Origin of the sequence: Burkholderia mayonis (assembly GCF_001523745.2) — a bacterium.
GTDB classification, from domain to species: Bacteria; Pseudomonadota; Gammaproteobacteria; order Burkholderiales; family Burkholderiaceae; genus Burkholderia; species Burkholderia mayonis.
Genome location: NZ_CP013387.1, coordinates 934,024 through 949,334 on the forward strand (window position 1 = coordinate 934,024; position 15,311 = coordinate 949,334).

At 68.0% G+C, this 15,311-nt stretch carries 10 protein-coding genes and 2 pseudogenes; 2 read left to right on the top strand and 10 right to left on the bottom strand.

The annotated features are described in order from the left end of the window. The first annotated feature begins 34 nt into the window (after positions 1-34). The gene (locus tag WS70_RS22720; protein ID WP_059469663.1) at positions 35-748 is read left to right on the top strand and encodes a pyridoxamine 5'-phosphate oxidase family protein; all 714 of its coding nucleotides are present in this window, start codon (positions 35-37) and stop codon (positions 746-748) included. Between the two features lie 156 nt (positions 749-904). On the opposite strand, the gene WS70_RS22725 is transcribed toward WS70_RS22720, so the two are convergent. From WS70_RS22725 to WS70_RS22740, 5 genes and pseudogenes are all read right to left on the bottom strand, one after another. After that, positions 905-1,180, bottom strand: a complete 276-nt coding sequence (locus WS70_RS22725) for an ATP-binding protein (protein ID WP_108034118.1) — start codon at positions 1,178-1,180, stop codon at positions 905-907. Further along, positions 1,129-1,284 (bottom strand): annotated as a pseudogene (locus tag WS70_RS33145) (efflux transporter outer membrane subunit); the annotation flags it as partial. The pseudogene WS70_RS33145 and the gene WS70_RS22725, both read right to left, overlap by 52 nt. 112 nt (positions 1,285-1,396) lie before the next feature. After that, complete coding sequence (locus WS70_RS33150; RefSeq protein ID WP_226382993.1) at positions 1,397-1,969, bottom strand: hypothetical protein; 573 nt, start codon at positions 1,967-1,969, stop codon at positions 1,397-1,399. A 238-nt stretch (positions 1,970-2,207) separates the two neighbouring features. Beyond that, a pseudogene (locus WS70_RS33690) lies at positions 2,208-2,466 on the bottom strand (helix-turn-helix transcriptional regulator); the annotation flags it as partial. 82 nt (positions 2,467-2,548) lie between these two features. Continuing rightward, entirely contained in the window at positions 2,549-3,310 is a 762-nt protein-coding gene (locus WS70_RS22740) for a Crp/Fnr family transcriptional regulator (RefSeq protein WP_226382942.1), read from the bottom strand. A gap of 154 nt (positions 3,311-3,464) precedes the next feature. Between WS70_RS22740 and WS70_RS22745 the strand changes: the two genes are divergently transcribed. Next, a complete protein-coding gene (locus WS70_RS22745) occupies positions 3,465-5,126 on the top strand; it encodes an acyl-CoA synthetase (protein WP_059469665.1) in 1,662 nt (553 codons plus the stop codon). Between the two features lie 326 nt (positions 5,127-5,452). Here the strand turns inward: WS70_RS22745 and WS70_RS22750 are convergent, their stop codons facing one another. From WS70_RS22750 to WS70_RS22775, 5 genes are all read right to left on the bottom strand, one after another. Then, entirely contained in the window at positions 5,453-7,426 is a 1,974-nt protein-coding gene (locus WS70_RS22750; protein ID WP_059597911.1) for an APC family permease, read from the bottom strand. Positions 7,427-7,584: 158 nt separating this feature from the next. Beyond that, complete coding sequence (locus WS70_RS22755; RefSeq protein WP_059597912.1) at positions 7,585-9,630, bottom strand: methyl-accepting chemotaxis protein; 2,046 nt, start codon at positions 9,628-9,630, stop codon at positions 7,585-7,587. A gap of 720 nt (positions 9,631-10,350) precedes the next feature. After that, positions 10,351-11,928, bottom strand: coding sequence for an efflux transporter outer membrane subunit (locus tag WS70_RS22765; protein ID WP_059597914.1), 1,578 nt, complete (start codon positions 11,926-11,928; stop codon positions 10,351-10,353). 53 nt (positions 11,929-11,981) lie between these two features. Next, positions 11,982-13,949, bottom strand: a complete 1,968-nt coding sequence (locus tag WS70_RS22770; RefSeq protein ID WP_059597915.1) for a glycosyltransferase — start codon at positions 13,947-13,949, stop codon at positions 11,982-11,984. Between the two features lie 2 nt (positions 13,950-13,951). Continuing rightward, complete coding sequence (locus WS70_RS22775; protein WP_418230172.1) at positions 13,952-15,277, bottom strand: glycoside hydrolase family 88 protein; 1,326 nt, start codon at positions 15,275-15,277, stop codon at positions 13,952-13,954. Positions 15,278-15,311 lie beyond the last annotated feature (34 nt).

The window sequence follows — 15,311 nt, forward strand, 5'->3', positions numbered from 1 at the left end:
TTGAAACGAACATGCCCATGCAGGAGCCACGCCGATGACCTCGACCGCAGCCGATTCTTCGCCCACCGCACCGACCGCGCGCACCCGCTTGCGCCGCGTCGCCTATCGCGGCCACTACGACCGCGCGACCCTCGAAGCGATTCTCGACGCCGCCTACGTGTGCCACGTCGCGTTCGCCGACGAGTCGGGCGTGCATTGCATCCCGACCGCGTGCTGGCGCGAGGGCAATCATCTGTATATCCACGGCTCGAACGGCAGCCGGATGCTGAAGCTCGCGGCGGCGGGCGCGCAGGTGTGCGTGACGGTCACGCATCTCGACGGCCTCGTGCTCGCGCGCTCGGCGTTCAATCATTCGATGAACTATCGATCGGCGGTGATCTACGGCGAGTTCGAGGTCGTGCCCGATTCGCGCAAGGCGGCCGTGCTCGACACGTTCGTCGAGCGGATCGCGCCGGGCCGCAGTCGCGAAGCGCGGCCGGGCGACGCGAACGAGCTCGCGGCGACGACCGTGATGCGCATCGCGCTCGACGAAGCCGCGACGAAGATCCGCACGGGCGGCCCGAAAGACGACGAAGCGGATCTCGGCTTGCCGGTGTGGGCGGGCGTGCTGCCGATGCGCGACGCGCATTTCGCGCCGATCACCGACGCCGCGCCGGCCGGCGTGCCCGATTACGTGCGGCGCTGGCAGGATGCGGTGCCGCTCGGCGAGACGGAGGACGAAGAGGCGAGGCGGGTCGCGGTGCGTTGAGCGGCGGGCTGTCGACGGCGGTTTCGCGCGATGGTCTTGATGAGCGAAGCGACGCCGTGCGCATCGCGCAGGCTATCGCGCAGCGGATGGCCTGCGTCGATTGTCGCCCGCTGTTCGCTGTCCGTCGCCTGTCGCCTGTCGCCTGTCGACCGCCGCTCAAGTCGTCTTCAGCGTCGGCTGCCGCGCGGCCGCCGCCGTCCGCACGTCGCGCGCCTGCGGCTCGGCGTCGGCCGGCCGCGCGGTGACCGAGAATCCGATCGCGTTCCATCCGTCCGCGCATGTGACGAACACGGCGCCGCCGTGCATTTCGGCGACCGCCTTCACGATCGACAGCCCCAGCCCATGGTTCTCGTCGCTGTTCGCGCGCGCTTCCTCGATCCGGTAGACCAGTTGGGCGCGAGCGATGCGCGTGCGGGTGCGGCCGGGCGCCAGTACGAATCGGCCGGGGCGATCCGCCATGCGGCGGGCGTGTCGACGGGCGGGCGACGATAGTCCGGGCCGACCGCGCAGCCGGCGAGCGCGACGGCGGTGAGCGCGAGCGGGAGGAGCGGGCGGCGTGGACGGCGTGATTGCGACTCGAGGGGCTTGGGCGGTTTGGGCGGTTTGGGCGATTCAAGCGATTCAAGCGATTCAAGCGATTCAAGCGATTCAAGCGCGGAGTCTGATTTCTCCATCGTACCGTTCTTGTTCCGCGTTCCAATACAGATCAAGTTGCTGGCTCGGGATCCGTACCAATTCTGCGGATTGTTGCCCTGTAATATCGAATTCAATTTCTGAGATCTTGGTGCCACGCCTGCCAGCCACGGCCGCAAAGATTTCGACCTTATATGTTCCCATTCCATATAAAAGCGTGTCGGGTGCTCCGCGAAGATTGAAATGATGATCGCTGGCAATCCCAGTTGGTCCAACGAACAATCCACTACCGATGGTCAAGCGCCCACTGTCAGTATGTCCCCATAAATTGAATCGATAGATTTGCCCATCCTTGTGAACATGCAGAAATAGATTTTCAACTGCCATCCCCTTTGTCCCTGTCGAGTACAAGCACGTACGGATAAATAGCTTCGGCCAGTTCGGTCCCGCATCCCTTTTCAGGCAGACATAGGTTGGACGGGTCATCTTGAGTTTTCCTCGATTGAACTGAACCAACCAGAAGGTGTACGCCGAGACCACGACCGACACCCCTGAAAGCACCAGTGTGAAAATGTCTTTCAATTCCATGGTGATTGTCCTTTGTCTGAGCGAGGCAGCCGTTTGAATGTTCCAGTGGAAGTTTAGGCGAACGGCCGCATCTGACCGCTCGCAACACCCGCCCAATCACTCTCCGCTGCACGACGCAATAACAACTCAATCGCAGCGCCCAAAATCCCGGAAATCCGGGCGACGACGCATTGAATCGGCGAATCGAAAATCGAATGCGAAATAGAAACGGTTCCTGTCCGCAGACTGCCGGATACCTCGCACCACCCTCCCGATACTGCCCCGGCGTCGCCGCCATCACTTTCCAAAACGCCCGCTGAAAATGCGCCTGATCGGCGAAGCCGGCGTCGAGCGCGACGTCGGCGATCGGCCTGCCGAGCTTCAAGCGCGCGCTGCCGTATCGAATGCGCCGGTTCACGAGATACGCATGCGGTGTCATCCCGTAATGCGCGTCGAACGCGCGGACCAGATACGACGGCGACAACCCGGCCGCCGCAGATGTCGTCGAGCGACAGCGCGTGCGTATGACGCCCGTCGATGCACGGCTCGGCCGCCCTCAGGCCGCCCTCAGGCCGCCCCGAGCGTCGCGGCGGCCCTTCGTCAGATCTGCTCCGTCCCGAACGCCGCGAGCCTCGGCAGATCGAGCACGTCGATCTGGTTGTACGCGATACGCAGCGCGCCGAGCCGTTCGAGATGCTGGAGCGCCTGATTGATCCGCTGCCGCGACACGCCGACCAGCATGCCGAGCTCCTCCTGCGAGATCGCGAGCGTCGCGCCGGTGTCCGGATACAGATCCGGATTGAAGAGCTGCGTGAGCGACTGCGCGACGCGCGCGTTCACGTCGAGCAGACGGCTGTTCTGGATCGACGCGATGAACTCGCCCATCCGGTTGTTCAACTGGCGGATCACGAAGCCCGTGAACGGCAGGCTGCTGTCGAGGAGCGCGTGGAACGTCGTAGCAGGCACGAACAGCACGAGCGAGCGCTGGATTGCGATCACGTCGTACTTGCGCAGCTCGCGCTTGATCACGCTGCCTTCGCCGAACCAGCCGCCCGACGGCACGCCGGAAAATGTGCAGCCGCGCCCGGATGCGTTGTAGATCGCGAGCTTCACGAGCCCGCGATGCACACCGATCCAGTATTCGGACGGCGCCTGCCGGCGCGCGACCCAGTCGCCCGCGTCGCGATGCTCGGCGTGCGACTGCGCGACGACGAGCGCCTGATGCTCGGGCGCGAGCGCGTTGAACCAGCCGCAGCGGGAGAAGAGCGCGCGGAGATCGCCGGGGCCGGTCGCGCCGGCCGTATCGGCCCGCGGCGCGTCGAGCGGCGGCGCGCGGCGAATCGCTTGAACGTCGTCTTGCATCACACAGGGTTTGCGAGGATAGGGAATACGCGGGATCGTCGCGGGCGCGTCTGTCGCTTGGGTGACAGACGGCTCACAATGGCCGCGAGTAGGCTTGTGCAATTGAACCACACACCAACGATATCGAGGCGCGAGCCTTGCAGGAGACGACATCATGACGCAGAGGTTCGAGGAGGGACTCGGCAGGCGCGACGCCAATTACGTGCCGCTCACGCCGATCGATTTCATCGCGCGCGCGGCCGAGGTGTATGGTGACCGCCTCGCCGTCGTGCACGGCGACGTGCGCCGCACGTGGAGTGAGACCTATGCGCGCGCGCGGCGGCTCGCGAGCGCGCTCGAGCGCGCGGGCGTCGGGCGCGGCGACACGGTGGCCGCGCTGCTGCCGAACATCCCGCAGATGATCGAGGCGCACTTCGGCGTGCCGATGGCGGGCGCTGTCCTCAACGCGCTGAACACGCGGCTCGACATCCCGTCGATGCTGTTCATGCTGCGTCACGGCGAGGCGAAGGCGCTGATCGTCGACACCGAATTCGCGGAGTTTGCGCATCGCGCGGCGCTCGAGGTGCCGGGGCTCACGATCGTCAGTGTCGCCGACGCGATGCCCGCCGACCCGGCGCGCTTTCACGGCGCGACCGATTACGAAGCGTTTCTCGCCGGCGGCGATCCGGGATACGCATGGGCGCTGCCGTCCGACGAATGGGATGCGATCGCGCTGAACTACACGTCGGGGACGACGGGCGATCCGAAGGGCGTCGTCTACCACCATCGCGGCGCGTATCTGGCCGCGATCAGCAACATCCTCGAATGGGACATGCCGAAGCACGCGGTCTACCTGTGGACGCTGCCGATGTTCCACTGCAACGGCTGGTGCTTTCCGTGGGCGGTCGCGGCGCGCGCGGGCGTGAACGTGTGCCTGCGCAAGTTCGACGCGAAGCGCGTGCTCGACCTGATCCGCCGCGAGCGCGTCACGCACTACAGCGGCGCGCCGATCGTGCAGAGCGCGATCGCGAACGCGCCGGCCGAATGGCGCGCGGGGATCGCGCACGAGGTGCATGCGTTCGTCGCGGGCGCGGCGCCCGCGCCCGCGGTGATCGCGAAAATGAAGGAGATCGGCTTCGACCTCACGCACGTCTACGGGCTCACCGAAGTGTACGGACCCGCGACCGTCTGCGCGAAGCAGTCGCACTGGGATGCGCTGCCCGACGACGAAATCGCGCAGCTCAACGCGCGGCAGGGCGTGCGCTACCATCTGCAGGCGGGCGCGACGGTGCTCGATCCCGACACGATGATGCCGGTGCCCGCAGACGGCGAGACGATCGGCGAGATCATGTTCCGCGGCAACATCTGCATGAAGGGGTACCTGAAGAACCCGCATGCGACCGACGAGGCGTTCGCGGGTGGCTGGTTTCACACGGGCGATCTGGGCGTGCTGACGCCCGACGGCTACATTCGTATCAAGGATCGCCGCAAAGACATCATCATCTCGGGCGGCGAGAACATCTCGAGCATCGAGGTCGAGGATGCGCTGTACCGGCATCCGGCCGTCGCGGTCGCGGCGGTCGTCGCGCTGCCGGATCCGAAGTGGGGCGAGGTGCCGTGCGCGTTCGTCGAGCTGCGCGACGGCATGACGGCGACCGAGGAGGAAATCATCGCGCACTGCCGGCTGCTGCTCGCCGCGTACAAGATTCCGAAGATGGTGCGGTTCGGCGAACTGCCGAAGACGTCGACCGGGAAGATCCAGAAATTCCAGTTGCGCGCGCAGGTCGGGTCGAGTTCCGCGATCGATCTGGCGGGAGAGGCGGGGAAAAAGGGCTGAGCGGCGCGGGGGCGGCCGGACAGTATCGATCGTTCGGCGTTCCGCAACCCGGCAGCGTGGTGTGTGGCGCGTGGCGTGTGGCGGCGTTCGCGTTCGCCACGCGGGCGGATCGTCGTCGGACACGCGAGTTCGACGGACGTGGCGCGCTGGCGGACCTGACGGTCTCGTCGGGCGCCGGGTCGGCGCGGCGGCGCTGGGTGCCGGCGGTTCCGTCGCGCGCGCTGTGCGCGGGCTGCCTCGACCGATCCTCGGTCAGTCGTTCAGTGATTCCCCCGTCGTCGTCGCTGCCGATCGATCGTCGCGGGCCGTTGCCCGACGCCCTCGCGCTACCCGACGTTCATCGGCAACAACACCATCTGCCGCCCTTGCTGATGCAGCCGCGCCTGCAGTTCGACGGGCGTCTGGTTGTGCAGCCACGCGGTCAGGAAATTCACGCGCCTGAAGATCAGCTTGCTCGCGAAGCAGACGCTGTTCGGAAACGCGTCCATCGTTTCCTCGGCGAGCCGCATGAATTCCACGATCGGATGCGTGCCGAACGCGATCCGGTAGTCGGCCGCGATGCCGTGGCGGCGGCAGTGCGCGACGTAGTAGTCGAGCGACGACGTGATCGTGCGCCGCAGCCGCTCGAGATGCTCTTCGCCGTCGTAGCTCTTCGCGTCGACTTCGCCGACCGCGAGAAAAATCACGTTGCGGAAGTGCCCGGGGAACAGCCGGTTCACCCACAAGAGCGCATGCATGCTCGCGCCGCGATGCTTGCCGACGAGCAGCACCGCGGTCGGCTGCGCCGGATCGGGTTTGCCGGGCGCCGTGGCGTCGTCGACGGCGGGCGGCGCGCCGCCGAACAGCGCATCTTCCTTCGCGAGTTGCGCGCGCGTATCCGAATAGTGTCGCTTGATCAGCAGGCACGCGGCGATCACCGCGCTCGTCACGAGCACCGTCAGCCAGCCGCCCGCCGTGAATTTCTCGACGAGCGTGATCACGAGCACGACGCTCGTCACCGACAGCCCGAGCGCCGACAGCGCGAAATGCTTGAGCCAGCCGGCGTCGCCGCGGCGGCGTCGCCACCAGTACGTGCAGAGGCCGAGCAGCGACATGCTGAACGTCAGGAACACGTTGATGCTGTACAGCACGACGAGGACGTCGACGTTGCCGTGCGTCCACCAGAGGATCAGCAGGCTCGCGACGCCCATCACGACGATTCCGTTCTGGCGGACGAGCCGCGTCGACAGATCGCGAAAGTGGCGCGGCACCCACGAATCGGACGCCATGTTCGACAGCACGGCCGGGCCGTCGAGAAAACCGGTCTGCGCGCCGACGAGCAGGAGCCCCGCCTCGAACGCGAGCACGGCCGCGAGGAGCGCATGCCGCGTGAACGACGAGCCGAGCCCGAGATGGTCGATCACGTTGCCGAACACGACAGCGTTGAGCGTCTGTCCTTCGACGGGCTTCGCATGCCACAGCATGTAGAGCAGGATGATGCCGCCCGCGGTGAACGCGAGCGACGTCGCCATGTAGAACATCGTCACCTTGCCGCTCGGCACGCGCGGCTCGGCGAGCATGTTGACGTTGTTCGACACCGCTTCGAGGCCCGTGTAGGTGCCGCCGCCGAGCGAGAACGCGCGCATCAGCAGCGCGATCATCACGATCGGGCCGAGCGTGTGCGACATCCCGTGCGCTTCGCCCAGCGCGTCGGGCACGACGGCGGCGAGGTGGTCGCCGTGCACCGCGACGCCGTAGACGATGAGGCCGAAGTGCAGCACGACGAAGCCGACGAAGATCGGCAGCAGTACCATGATCGATTCCTTCATCCCGCGGAAGTTGAGGCCCGTCATCAGCACGATCAGCGTGAGCTCGGTCGTGAGCTTGAACGCTTGCGCGCCGACGGGCAGCAGGCTGAAGAACGCATCGACGCCGCTCGCGAGCGACGTCGCGACGGTCAGCACATAGTCGACGAGGAGCGCCGCGCCCGATACGAGCCCGGGCGTCGGACCGAGCAGCGCGGTCGCGACGCGGTAGCCGCCGCCGCCCGTCGGGAACAGCTCGATGACCTGGTTGTAGCCGAGCGCGATGATGAACACGGTCGCGGCGGTCGCGAGCGCGAGGAAGAGGGCGAGCGGCGTGTGCTGGCCGAGCGCGAGGAACGCTTCCTCCGGACCGTAGCACGACGACGACAGCCCGTCGGCGCCGAGCCCGACCCACGCGAGGATCGGCGTCACCGCGATCGCATGCCGGGTGCGCGGATCGAGCGGATCGAGCGGCTTGCCGAACAGGAACTGCCACATCTTGTCGAGCGCGGTCATCGATTCCCTCCGGAGCGAGCGCGGCGGGCCTGCATTCATGCCGCGAGCACAAGGTAAGGGAGCCGCGCGCCGTTTGTCAGTCGGCGTTATCCATGAGGCGGAAGCGTAAGCTTTCGGATGCCTGACGATGCGTCCGAAAGCTCACGAAGGCGTACGCGCTAGTGCGCGCCGGCGTACGCGCGCGCTTCGTGCGTCTGCTGCGCGCCTTCATCCGTCGCGAGCCTGAACACGCTGACCGCGTGCGCGAGCTGCGCGGCCTCGTCGCGCAGCGCGGCGGCTGCGCGCTCGGCGTCCGCGATCAGCGTCGCGTTCTGCTGCGTCGCCGCGCCGATCTGCGTAACCGCGAGATTCACCTGCTCGATCCCGCTCGACTGCTCGCGCGATGCCGCGCTGATTTCGGCGATGATCGCGCGCACCTGATCGACGCGCGCGACGATGTCCTGCATCGCCGCGCGCGCGTCCTCGGCGATCCGGAAGCCGTGCTCGACCGTCGACGCCGATTCGCCGACGAGCGCGTCGATCTCCTTCGCCGCCGACGCGCTGCGCTGCGCGAGTGCGCGCACCTCGGACGCGACGACCGCGAAGCCCTTGCCGTGCTCGCCCGCGCGCGCCGCCTCGACGGCCGCGTTCAGCGCGAGGATGTTGGTCTGGAACGCGATGCCTTCGATCACGCCGGTGATTTCCGCGATCTTGCGCGCGACGCCCTGGATGTCGCCCATCGTCGCGACGACGCGCTGCACGGCCGCGCCGCCTGTCGTCGCGGCGGACGACGCGCCCGTCGCGAGCGCGTTCGCCTGCGCCGCGTGGTCGGCGTTCTGCTGAACGGCCGCCGTGATCTGCTCCATGCTCGCGGCGGTCTGCTCGACGCTGCTCGCCTGCGTCGCGATCCGCGCGGCCATGTCGCTGCTGCCGGCCGCGATCGTCACGGTGCCGTGCGCGATGTCGGCCGCGCCGCGCCGCACCTGCGCGACGATCCGCGCGAGGCCGTCGCCGATGCCGTCGACCGCGCGCACGAGCCGGCCGATCTCGTCGCCGCGGCCGTTTGCATGCGGCGCGTCTGCGCCGTCGTGCGCGCCGTGCGCGGCGATCCGCGCGCTCAGGTCGCCCGCCGCGAAGCGCTCGGACGCATGCGCGGCCGCATCGAGCGGCTTGCTGACGACGCGCTTGACGACCGCGACGAAGAGGGCCGCGAACGCGAGCACGAACACGCAGCCGATCGCGGCGAAGCGGTTGCGGGTCGCGCGCATGTCGGCCATCACTTCGTCGTCGATCGCGATGCCGCCGACGAGCCATTGCCACTGCGGGATCGTGACGAACGACACGAACTTCGCGCGCGGCGCATCGTCGCCTGCGGCGCTGTCGGTCGACGTGAACGACAGTCGGCCTTCCTTCGCGGCGAGCATCTGTGCGTACGGCGCGGCCGCGTCGTCGGCGCGCTGGCCGGCGCGTTCCGGATGGACGATCAGATTGCCGCGGGTCGGGCCGCTCGACGCGTCGAGCACGAAGTAATAGCCGTGCTCGCCGATCTTCAGCTGGCGGATGCCGTTCTCGACGAGCCGCATCTCCGCGCCGACGTCGATCCCGACGAAGAGCGCGCCGACGATCGCGCCGCTCGCGTCCGCGACTGGCTTGTATTGGGTGATGTAACGTTTGCCGAACAGCGTCGCGAGACCGGTGTAAGTCCGGCCAGCCATCAGCGGCGCGTACGCGGGGCCCTTGCGGTCTAGCAGCGTGCCGATCGCGCGGCTGCCGTCCTGCTTTTTCAGCGACGTTGTCACGCGGACGAAATCGTCGCCGGTGCGCGCGAAGATCGTCGTGATCGCGCCGCTCTTCTGCAGGAACTGGTCGGGGATCGAGAAATCGAGGTTCAGCGTCTGGCCGCCGGCGGTGAGCGCGGGCGTCGCGACGCCCGCGATGTCGATCGTCCGTGCGGGATCGAGCGCGTAGCTCGCCGGCAGGAAGCTGGCGAAGAGCGTCATCGCGCGGCTCGCCTCGGCGGTCAGCGCCTCGTCGAAGAGCGCGATCATCGCGGCGATCGAGCGGTCTTTTTCGTCGATTCGCGCGTGAACCTGGTCGGCGACCTGGCCGCCGGCGGCGTGGGTCAGCGCCCAGACGAACGCGGCGAAGAGGAGGGCGAAGAGTGCGCTGGACAGCGCCGCGAGGCGTGCGCCGACGCTCGCGCGCCGGAAGAAGGGCACGTTCATGATGACTCCGGAGTGCGTGAACTGGGGCGTTGGCGGAACGCACGCGTCACCGCTCTCTGATGGCGTGGTTGTCGGCAGGCGGAGGAGATTCTTTAGGATTTTGTAAGGGGGCGGGGCTGACGAGGGTGAGACAGGCGCGCTGCGTGCGGTCCGGCCGCTTCGGCGCGCATTCGTCGCGTGCCCGGCGGGGGGGCGTTTCCGCCGCGCAAGTCTGCGTCGGCGGCGGTTCTTGTCGTTTGGCCGGATTGGATGCGCGCCGGCGTCGAGCTCGAGATCGAATCGGACGTTCGCGGTTGTTTGCGGTTGTTCGTGATTGTTCGTGATTGTTCGCGGATGATGGCGCAACGGCTTCCGGCGATATCCGGTCCGGGAGACTTGACGCGGGCCGGAATCGTGTGTCGGCGATCGAGCGTCGTTCGTCTTGTCTTTATGGCGCCGCCGACTTTCGGATGGTCGCCTGGCTCGGCAACGGGTTTTCGAACGGCGAGGGCTTTCTTTGCTTCGCCGGCCCGAAATGCGGTTTGGCAACGGATGCCGCGCCGCTCGCGGCAGCGAACGGCCGATTTCGCGCGAAGCCGGCGTCGGCGCCTGAAGCGCGCGCGAAGTTCGCCGCCCGCATCGGCCGCGGGCAACAGCATCGCGACTCGCCGCTCGCACGCCGCGTACGGTACGCGATACCACCGAATCTCGCCGCACTGTCACGTCGCCCGCCGTCTGCGGCTACGGTTGCATCTGCGGTTGCGGTTGTGATTGCGGTTGTGGTCGCGACTGCATCTGCTGCTGTGGCCGCATCTGCGACTGCGTTTGCGACTGCGTTTGCGACTGCGACTGCGACTGCGCCGCCACCGCGCCGGTCGATTCGATCCAGCCCCCGCCCAGCGCCTTGTATAGCGTCACGCGGCTCGTCAGGCCCGCAAGCTTGTAGGTCACGAGCGACTGCTGCGCGCCAAAGAGCTGGCGCTGCGCATCGAACACGCCGAAGTAATCGTCGATGCCGTTGCGGAACCGCATTTCGGCGAGGCGCTTGGTCTCGCTCAAATCGCGGATCATCGTCTCCTGCGCTTTCGCTTCCCGCTCGTAGGTGCCGCGCGCGGTCATGCTGTCGGAGACTTCGCGGAACGCGCTCTGGATCGTGCGCTCGTAATTGGCGACGTTGATGTCGCGGCGCACCGTCGCCAGATCGAGGTTCGCCCGGTTGCTGCCCGCGTTGAAGATCGGCAGGGTCAGTTGCGGGGCGAACAGCCAGGCCACGCCGCCGGAGAACAGCCCGGCCAGGCTCGCGCTTGCGACGCCCAGCGCGCCCGTGAGCGAGATTCTCGGGAAGAACGCCGCGCGCGCCGCGCCGATGTTCGCATTCGCGGCGATGAGCTGGTGCTCGGCGGCCATGACGTCGGGGCGGCGCTCGAGCAGCGTCGACGGCAGGCCGGCCGGACACTCCGCCAGCAGCGTCTGGTTGTCGAGCGGCGCCGCACTCGACACCCCGCTCGGCAACGGTCCGCCGGTCAGCAGGGTCAGCGCGTTCTCGTCCTGCGCGACCTGCCGCGTGAATTGCTCGACGGCGACCTGCGCCGTTTGCACCTGGGTGTCGGCGCGGTGTTCGTCGAGCTGCGCCATCGCGCCCGCCTGCTTGCCGCGATGGATCATCTCGGCCGCATCCTGCTGGCTCTTGAGCGTGTCCTGCGCGAGCTTGAGCAGCGCGCGGTCGGCCAGCAAGGTCAGATAGGTGTTCGCCACTTCGGCCACCAGACTGATGTGGACGCTTCGCCGCGCCTCCTCCGTCGCCAGGTATTGCTCCTGCGCGGCATGGCTCAGGCTGCGCACGCGGCCGAATACGTCGATCTCGAAACTGGTGAGGCCGACGCTCGCGGCATACGTGTTGATCAGCGCGGACTGCCCCGGCGCGCGCAACGCGGGGCTCAGGCGCTGACTGGTGAGCCCGACGTTGGCGTCGATCGCGGGAAACTGGGCGGCGCGCTGGATCCGATACAGCGCGCGCGCTTCGTCGATGTTGAGCGTCGCGATGCGCAGGTCGCGGTTATTGGCGAGCGCCCGCGCGATCAACTGCTGCAATTGGGTGTCGACGAAGAAATTCCGCCAGCCGAGATCGGGCGCCGCCGGGCCACTCTGAGTCGCCGCCGGGCCGCCCGGCGCGGAATAGGCCGGGCCGCTCGGATACGCGGACGGGATGGGCGCATCGGGCCGCTTGTAGGTGGGCTCCATCGAGCAGGCGGCTATCCCGAGCGCGAGCACGATGGGCAGCACGCGCAACGGAGGCGAGGGAAACGGAGGGCTTCGCATGGTCGGCGGTTCCAGGACGAGAAGACGGTTGGGCGGGACGGCGACGGCCGGGCTCAGCCCGACAGCGCGCGCTGCATCAGGCGCGAGAGGGCGAGCCGGGGCTGGCCCTGCGCGGCGATGTTGTGCGGCGGATCGCCGAACAGCATGCGGATCAGGCTGTGCCGCGCCGCGATGTCCGCATGGAGCGCGACGCCGACCAGCGAGCCCTGGCGGCGCGCGATGCGGCACGGTACCCAGCCGGTCTGCTCGAGCCACAGCGCGCCTTCGCTGCCTACGGGCAAGGACGACGCGAGCGGGGTCGTCACGGCCGCGCCGTTGCACGACAGATCGCGCGTGGTGACGGAATATTCCCGTTCGCCCAAGCGCAGCAGCGCACGCACGCGATACGGAAAGCGCTCCTCCTTGCGCGGTCGCGGCAATTCCACGCACACCAGCAGCGACGTGAGGTAGAGCGCGAGCGCAATGCTGGTCCACACCGAGTTGAACACCAGTCCCGGCGACGCCGGATCGACCAGCAACGCGCGCCCCAGCCCGAGCGCCGACAGCCCGATCAGGCTCGCATAGAGCGCCACGAACTTGCCGTGGATGATGAGCTTCGAGCGGTCCAGTCCTTTGTTCGTCACCTTGAAGGGCCGCCCGAACGGCCGGACGATCGCGCTTGCGAGCGACGCGCTGACCGCCAGCGCACAGACGATCTGCGTGACCTCGGTGAAGATCGGCAGCGCGCGCCGTCCGGTGATCCACATGCTGTAGCCCCAGTAGCCGATCAGCGCGGGCAGGCCGTAGGCGAGGAACTGCATCGGCTCGCCGTACAGCGTGGGGACGTCGAAGTACCAGTACAGCGGCGGCCCGATGAGCAGCATCAGCGTGAAGGGGCGGCTCAGCCAGTGCAGCATCCCGTGCACGTAGTGCAGCCGCTCGGTGAACGTGTAGCCGCGACCGAGCAACGGGCCGTCCCGCGTGAGGGCGACCTGGATCGTGCCGAGTCCCCAGCGGCTGCGCTGGCTGATGTACTCCGGCAGCCCTTCGGCAGATAGCCCGACCGAAAGCCGCTCGTTGAGCCAGCGCGTCACATAGCCGTGCGGCATCAGCCGATAGGTCAGGTGGATGTCTTCGGTGACCGTGCCGGTGGGGAAGCCGCCGATCAGCTCGACCAGATCGCGCCGCACGACGAACGAGGTGCCGATGCAGAATGCCGTGCCCCACGCATCCTTGGCGGGCTGCATGACGTCGAAGAACGCGCGCTGCTCGTCGACCCAGCATTCGGTCGAGCGCAGGTTGTACTGCACGGGATCGGCGTTGTAGTAGAACTGCGGCGTTTGCACGACGCCGACTGTCGGATCGGAGAAGAGGCCGATCGTGCGCAGCAGGATCTTCCGGTGAGGCGCGAAATCGGCGTCGAGCACCATGATGTAGGGTGCGCCGCCGTCTTCGCTCTGCGCGCTCCGGCGCAGCCCGTTGTTGAGATTGCCGGCCTTCGCGTGCGTGTTGTCCGCGCGCGTGACGTAATGCGCGCCCACCTGCTCGCAGAATGCCTTGAGCCAGTCGCGGCGCGTGTCGTCCAGCACCCAGACGCGGAAGTCCGGATAGTCGATCGCGAACGCCGCGACGATGGTCTTCTCCAGGATGTCCAGCCCTTCGTTGTACGTGGCGATGAAGATGTCGACGCGCGGCACCTTCGCGGCGCGCCGCAGCGCGGCTTCGCCGGCATCGGCGTCGGGCGTGTGGTTGGTGGCGCGGGAGAGCACGACGACGGAGATGAGCGTGTAGGCGAGCGCCGTGCACTCGAAGCCGAAGAAGACGTGCGACCACACGCTCGGGAAGTCCATGCGAGGCTCGGGCAGCGTCTGGGTCGCGCGCCAGATCAGATAGACGATCAGCAGCACGACGGTGATGCCGCCGAACAGGATGCGATCGACGGCGCGCTCACGCTTGCCGAGCAGCGTCAGCAGCAGCACGACCAGCAGCACGCCGCCGTTGATGTCGAGCAATGACTGGTTTTCGAGAAAGAGATCGAACATCGTCACTCCTGAGTATTCCGGGCATTGGGGGCGGCGGTGCGTGGGCCTGGGCAGCCGGCGGGCAGGCAGCCGCCGGGGCGAAACGGGTTCCAGCCCGCCGCTGCGAGCACGGCCCACGCGGTGGCGCCCAGGTGCGGGAGATGGAAGTAATAGAAGTCCTCGGTGGTCGACGTCGGGCCGATCGACAGGCCGGTGCGGATGCGTGGCTCGGGCGTCGCATAGAGCAGGCCGGAAGGCGCGCGCTGCGCGAGCAGCAGCGCCCACAGCGGCCGCGCCTTGTCGTCGTCGCCGACCGCTTGCAGCGTGAGCGCCGCCTGGCCGGTGCCTTCCGTCCATAGGCCGTCCGGATGGGCGTTGAAGCCGTAGCCGCCGTCGATGCGGTGCGCTCGCTCGACCCAGGCGAGGCTGCGGCGCCAGTCGGCCGGCGCGTCCGGTATCGCGAGCAGCGGCCATAGCGACGCGTCGAGCGCCGACGGACCGATGTTGGGGCTGTGGCCGTCGTCGCGCGTGCCGATCAGGAAGCGGCCTTCGCGCGCATCCCACATGGCCGCGACGAAGCCCCGCGAACGCTCCGCGGCGGCGCGCCAGCGGGCTTCGCCCGTGCGCTCCGCGAGCCAATGAAAGACTGCGTACGCATCGACGTTGTGCTCGGTGGATTTCCACCCCTGGCGGATCGGGCGAGGTTCGTGCCCGAACTCGCCGCCGACATAGCCGGCCGGCGCGGTGGCATCGAGCCGGCCCGGATCGACCCAGCTCATCAGCGCGGCGGCGCCGTCGAGATAGCGCTCGTCGTGCGTCGCTTCGTGCACGGCGAGCAGCGACAACGCGGCCCAGGCGACGTTGCCGGTGGCGGTGCCGGCCTGATACGCATCCTCGAACCACCGTTTGCTCGGTGCGTCCCACCAGCCGGGCAGCGGCGCCGCGCCGGTCGGCAGCGCGCCGGCCCGGTAAGCGTTGCGCACGCGCGTGTCGTGGTAATGGCGATCCTGCCTGCTGGCTTGCAGTATCGCGTCGGCAATGCGGCGCGCCTCGTCGGGGCGGCCACAGGCCACCAGCGCGACGCTGGCGAGTGCGTTGTCGTAGACGAACGCCGCCTGCGTCAGTGCCGGCGCCAGCGCCGCGCCGCCGGGCGCTGGCTCGTAGCTGCCGAGAAAGACGGGTCCCGAGCCGGGCACGGCCGCGACGCGCTCGGTCAGCGTCTTGCATCCGGCGGCCAGCAGTTCGGCGCGCTGCGGCGGGCGCTCCGCGCCGTGGGCGTGGCAGGGGGCGAGCATGACGGGCGCCATCGGCAACATCGCCAGCCATGCCACTTTGCGCAAGCAGTGCATGATGTGAAGTTTCATCGGCACTTGTCCGCACGCG

Excerpts from the sequence above, each read along its gene's own strand:
- WS70_RS22720 (WP_059469663.1), top strand. The coding sequence starts at position 35 with ATGACCTCGACCGCAGCCGATTCTTCGCCCACCGCACCGACCGCGCGC.
- WS70_RS33150 (WP_226382993.1), bottom strand. The coding sequence starts at position 1,969 with ATGGAATTGAAAGACATTTTCACACTGGTGCTTTCAGGGGTGTCGGTC.
- WS70_RS22740 (WP_226382942.1), bottom strand. The coding sequence starts at position 3,310 with ATGCAAGACGACGTTCAAGCGATTCGCCGCGCGCCGCCGCTCGACGCG.
- WS70_RS22745 (WP_059469665.1), top strand. The coding sequence starts at position 3,465 with ATGACGCAGAGGTTCGAGGAGGGACTCGGCAGGCGCGACGCCAATTAC.
- WS70_RS22750 (WP_059597911.1), bottom strand. The coding sequence starts at position 7,426 with ATGACCGCGCTCGACAAGATGTGGCAGTTCCTGTTCGGCAAGCCGCTC.
- WS70_RS22755 (WP_059597912.1), bottom strand. The coding sequence starts at position 9,630 with ATGAACGTGCCCTTCTTCCGGCGCGCGAGCGTCGGCGCACGCCTCGCG.
- WS70_RS22765 (WP_059597914.1), bottom strand. The coding sequence starts at position 11,928 with ATGCGAAGCCCTCCGTTTCCCTCGCCTCCGTTGCGCGTGCTGCCCATC.
- WS70_RS22770 (WP_059597915.1), bottom strand. The coding sequence starts at position 13,949 with ATGTTCGATCTCTTTCTCGAAAACCAGTCATTGCTCGACATCAACGGC.
- WS70_RS22775 (WP_418230172.1), bottom strand. The coding sequence starts at position 15,277 with ATGCACTGCTTGCGCAAAGTGGCATGGCTGGCGATGTTGCCGATGGCG.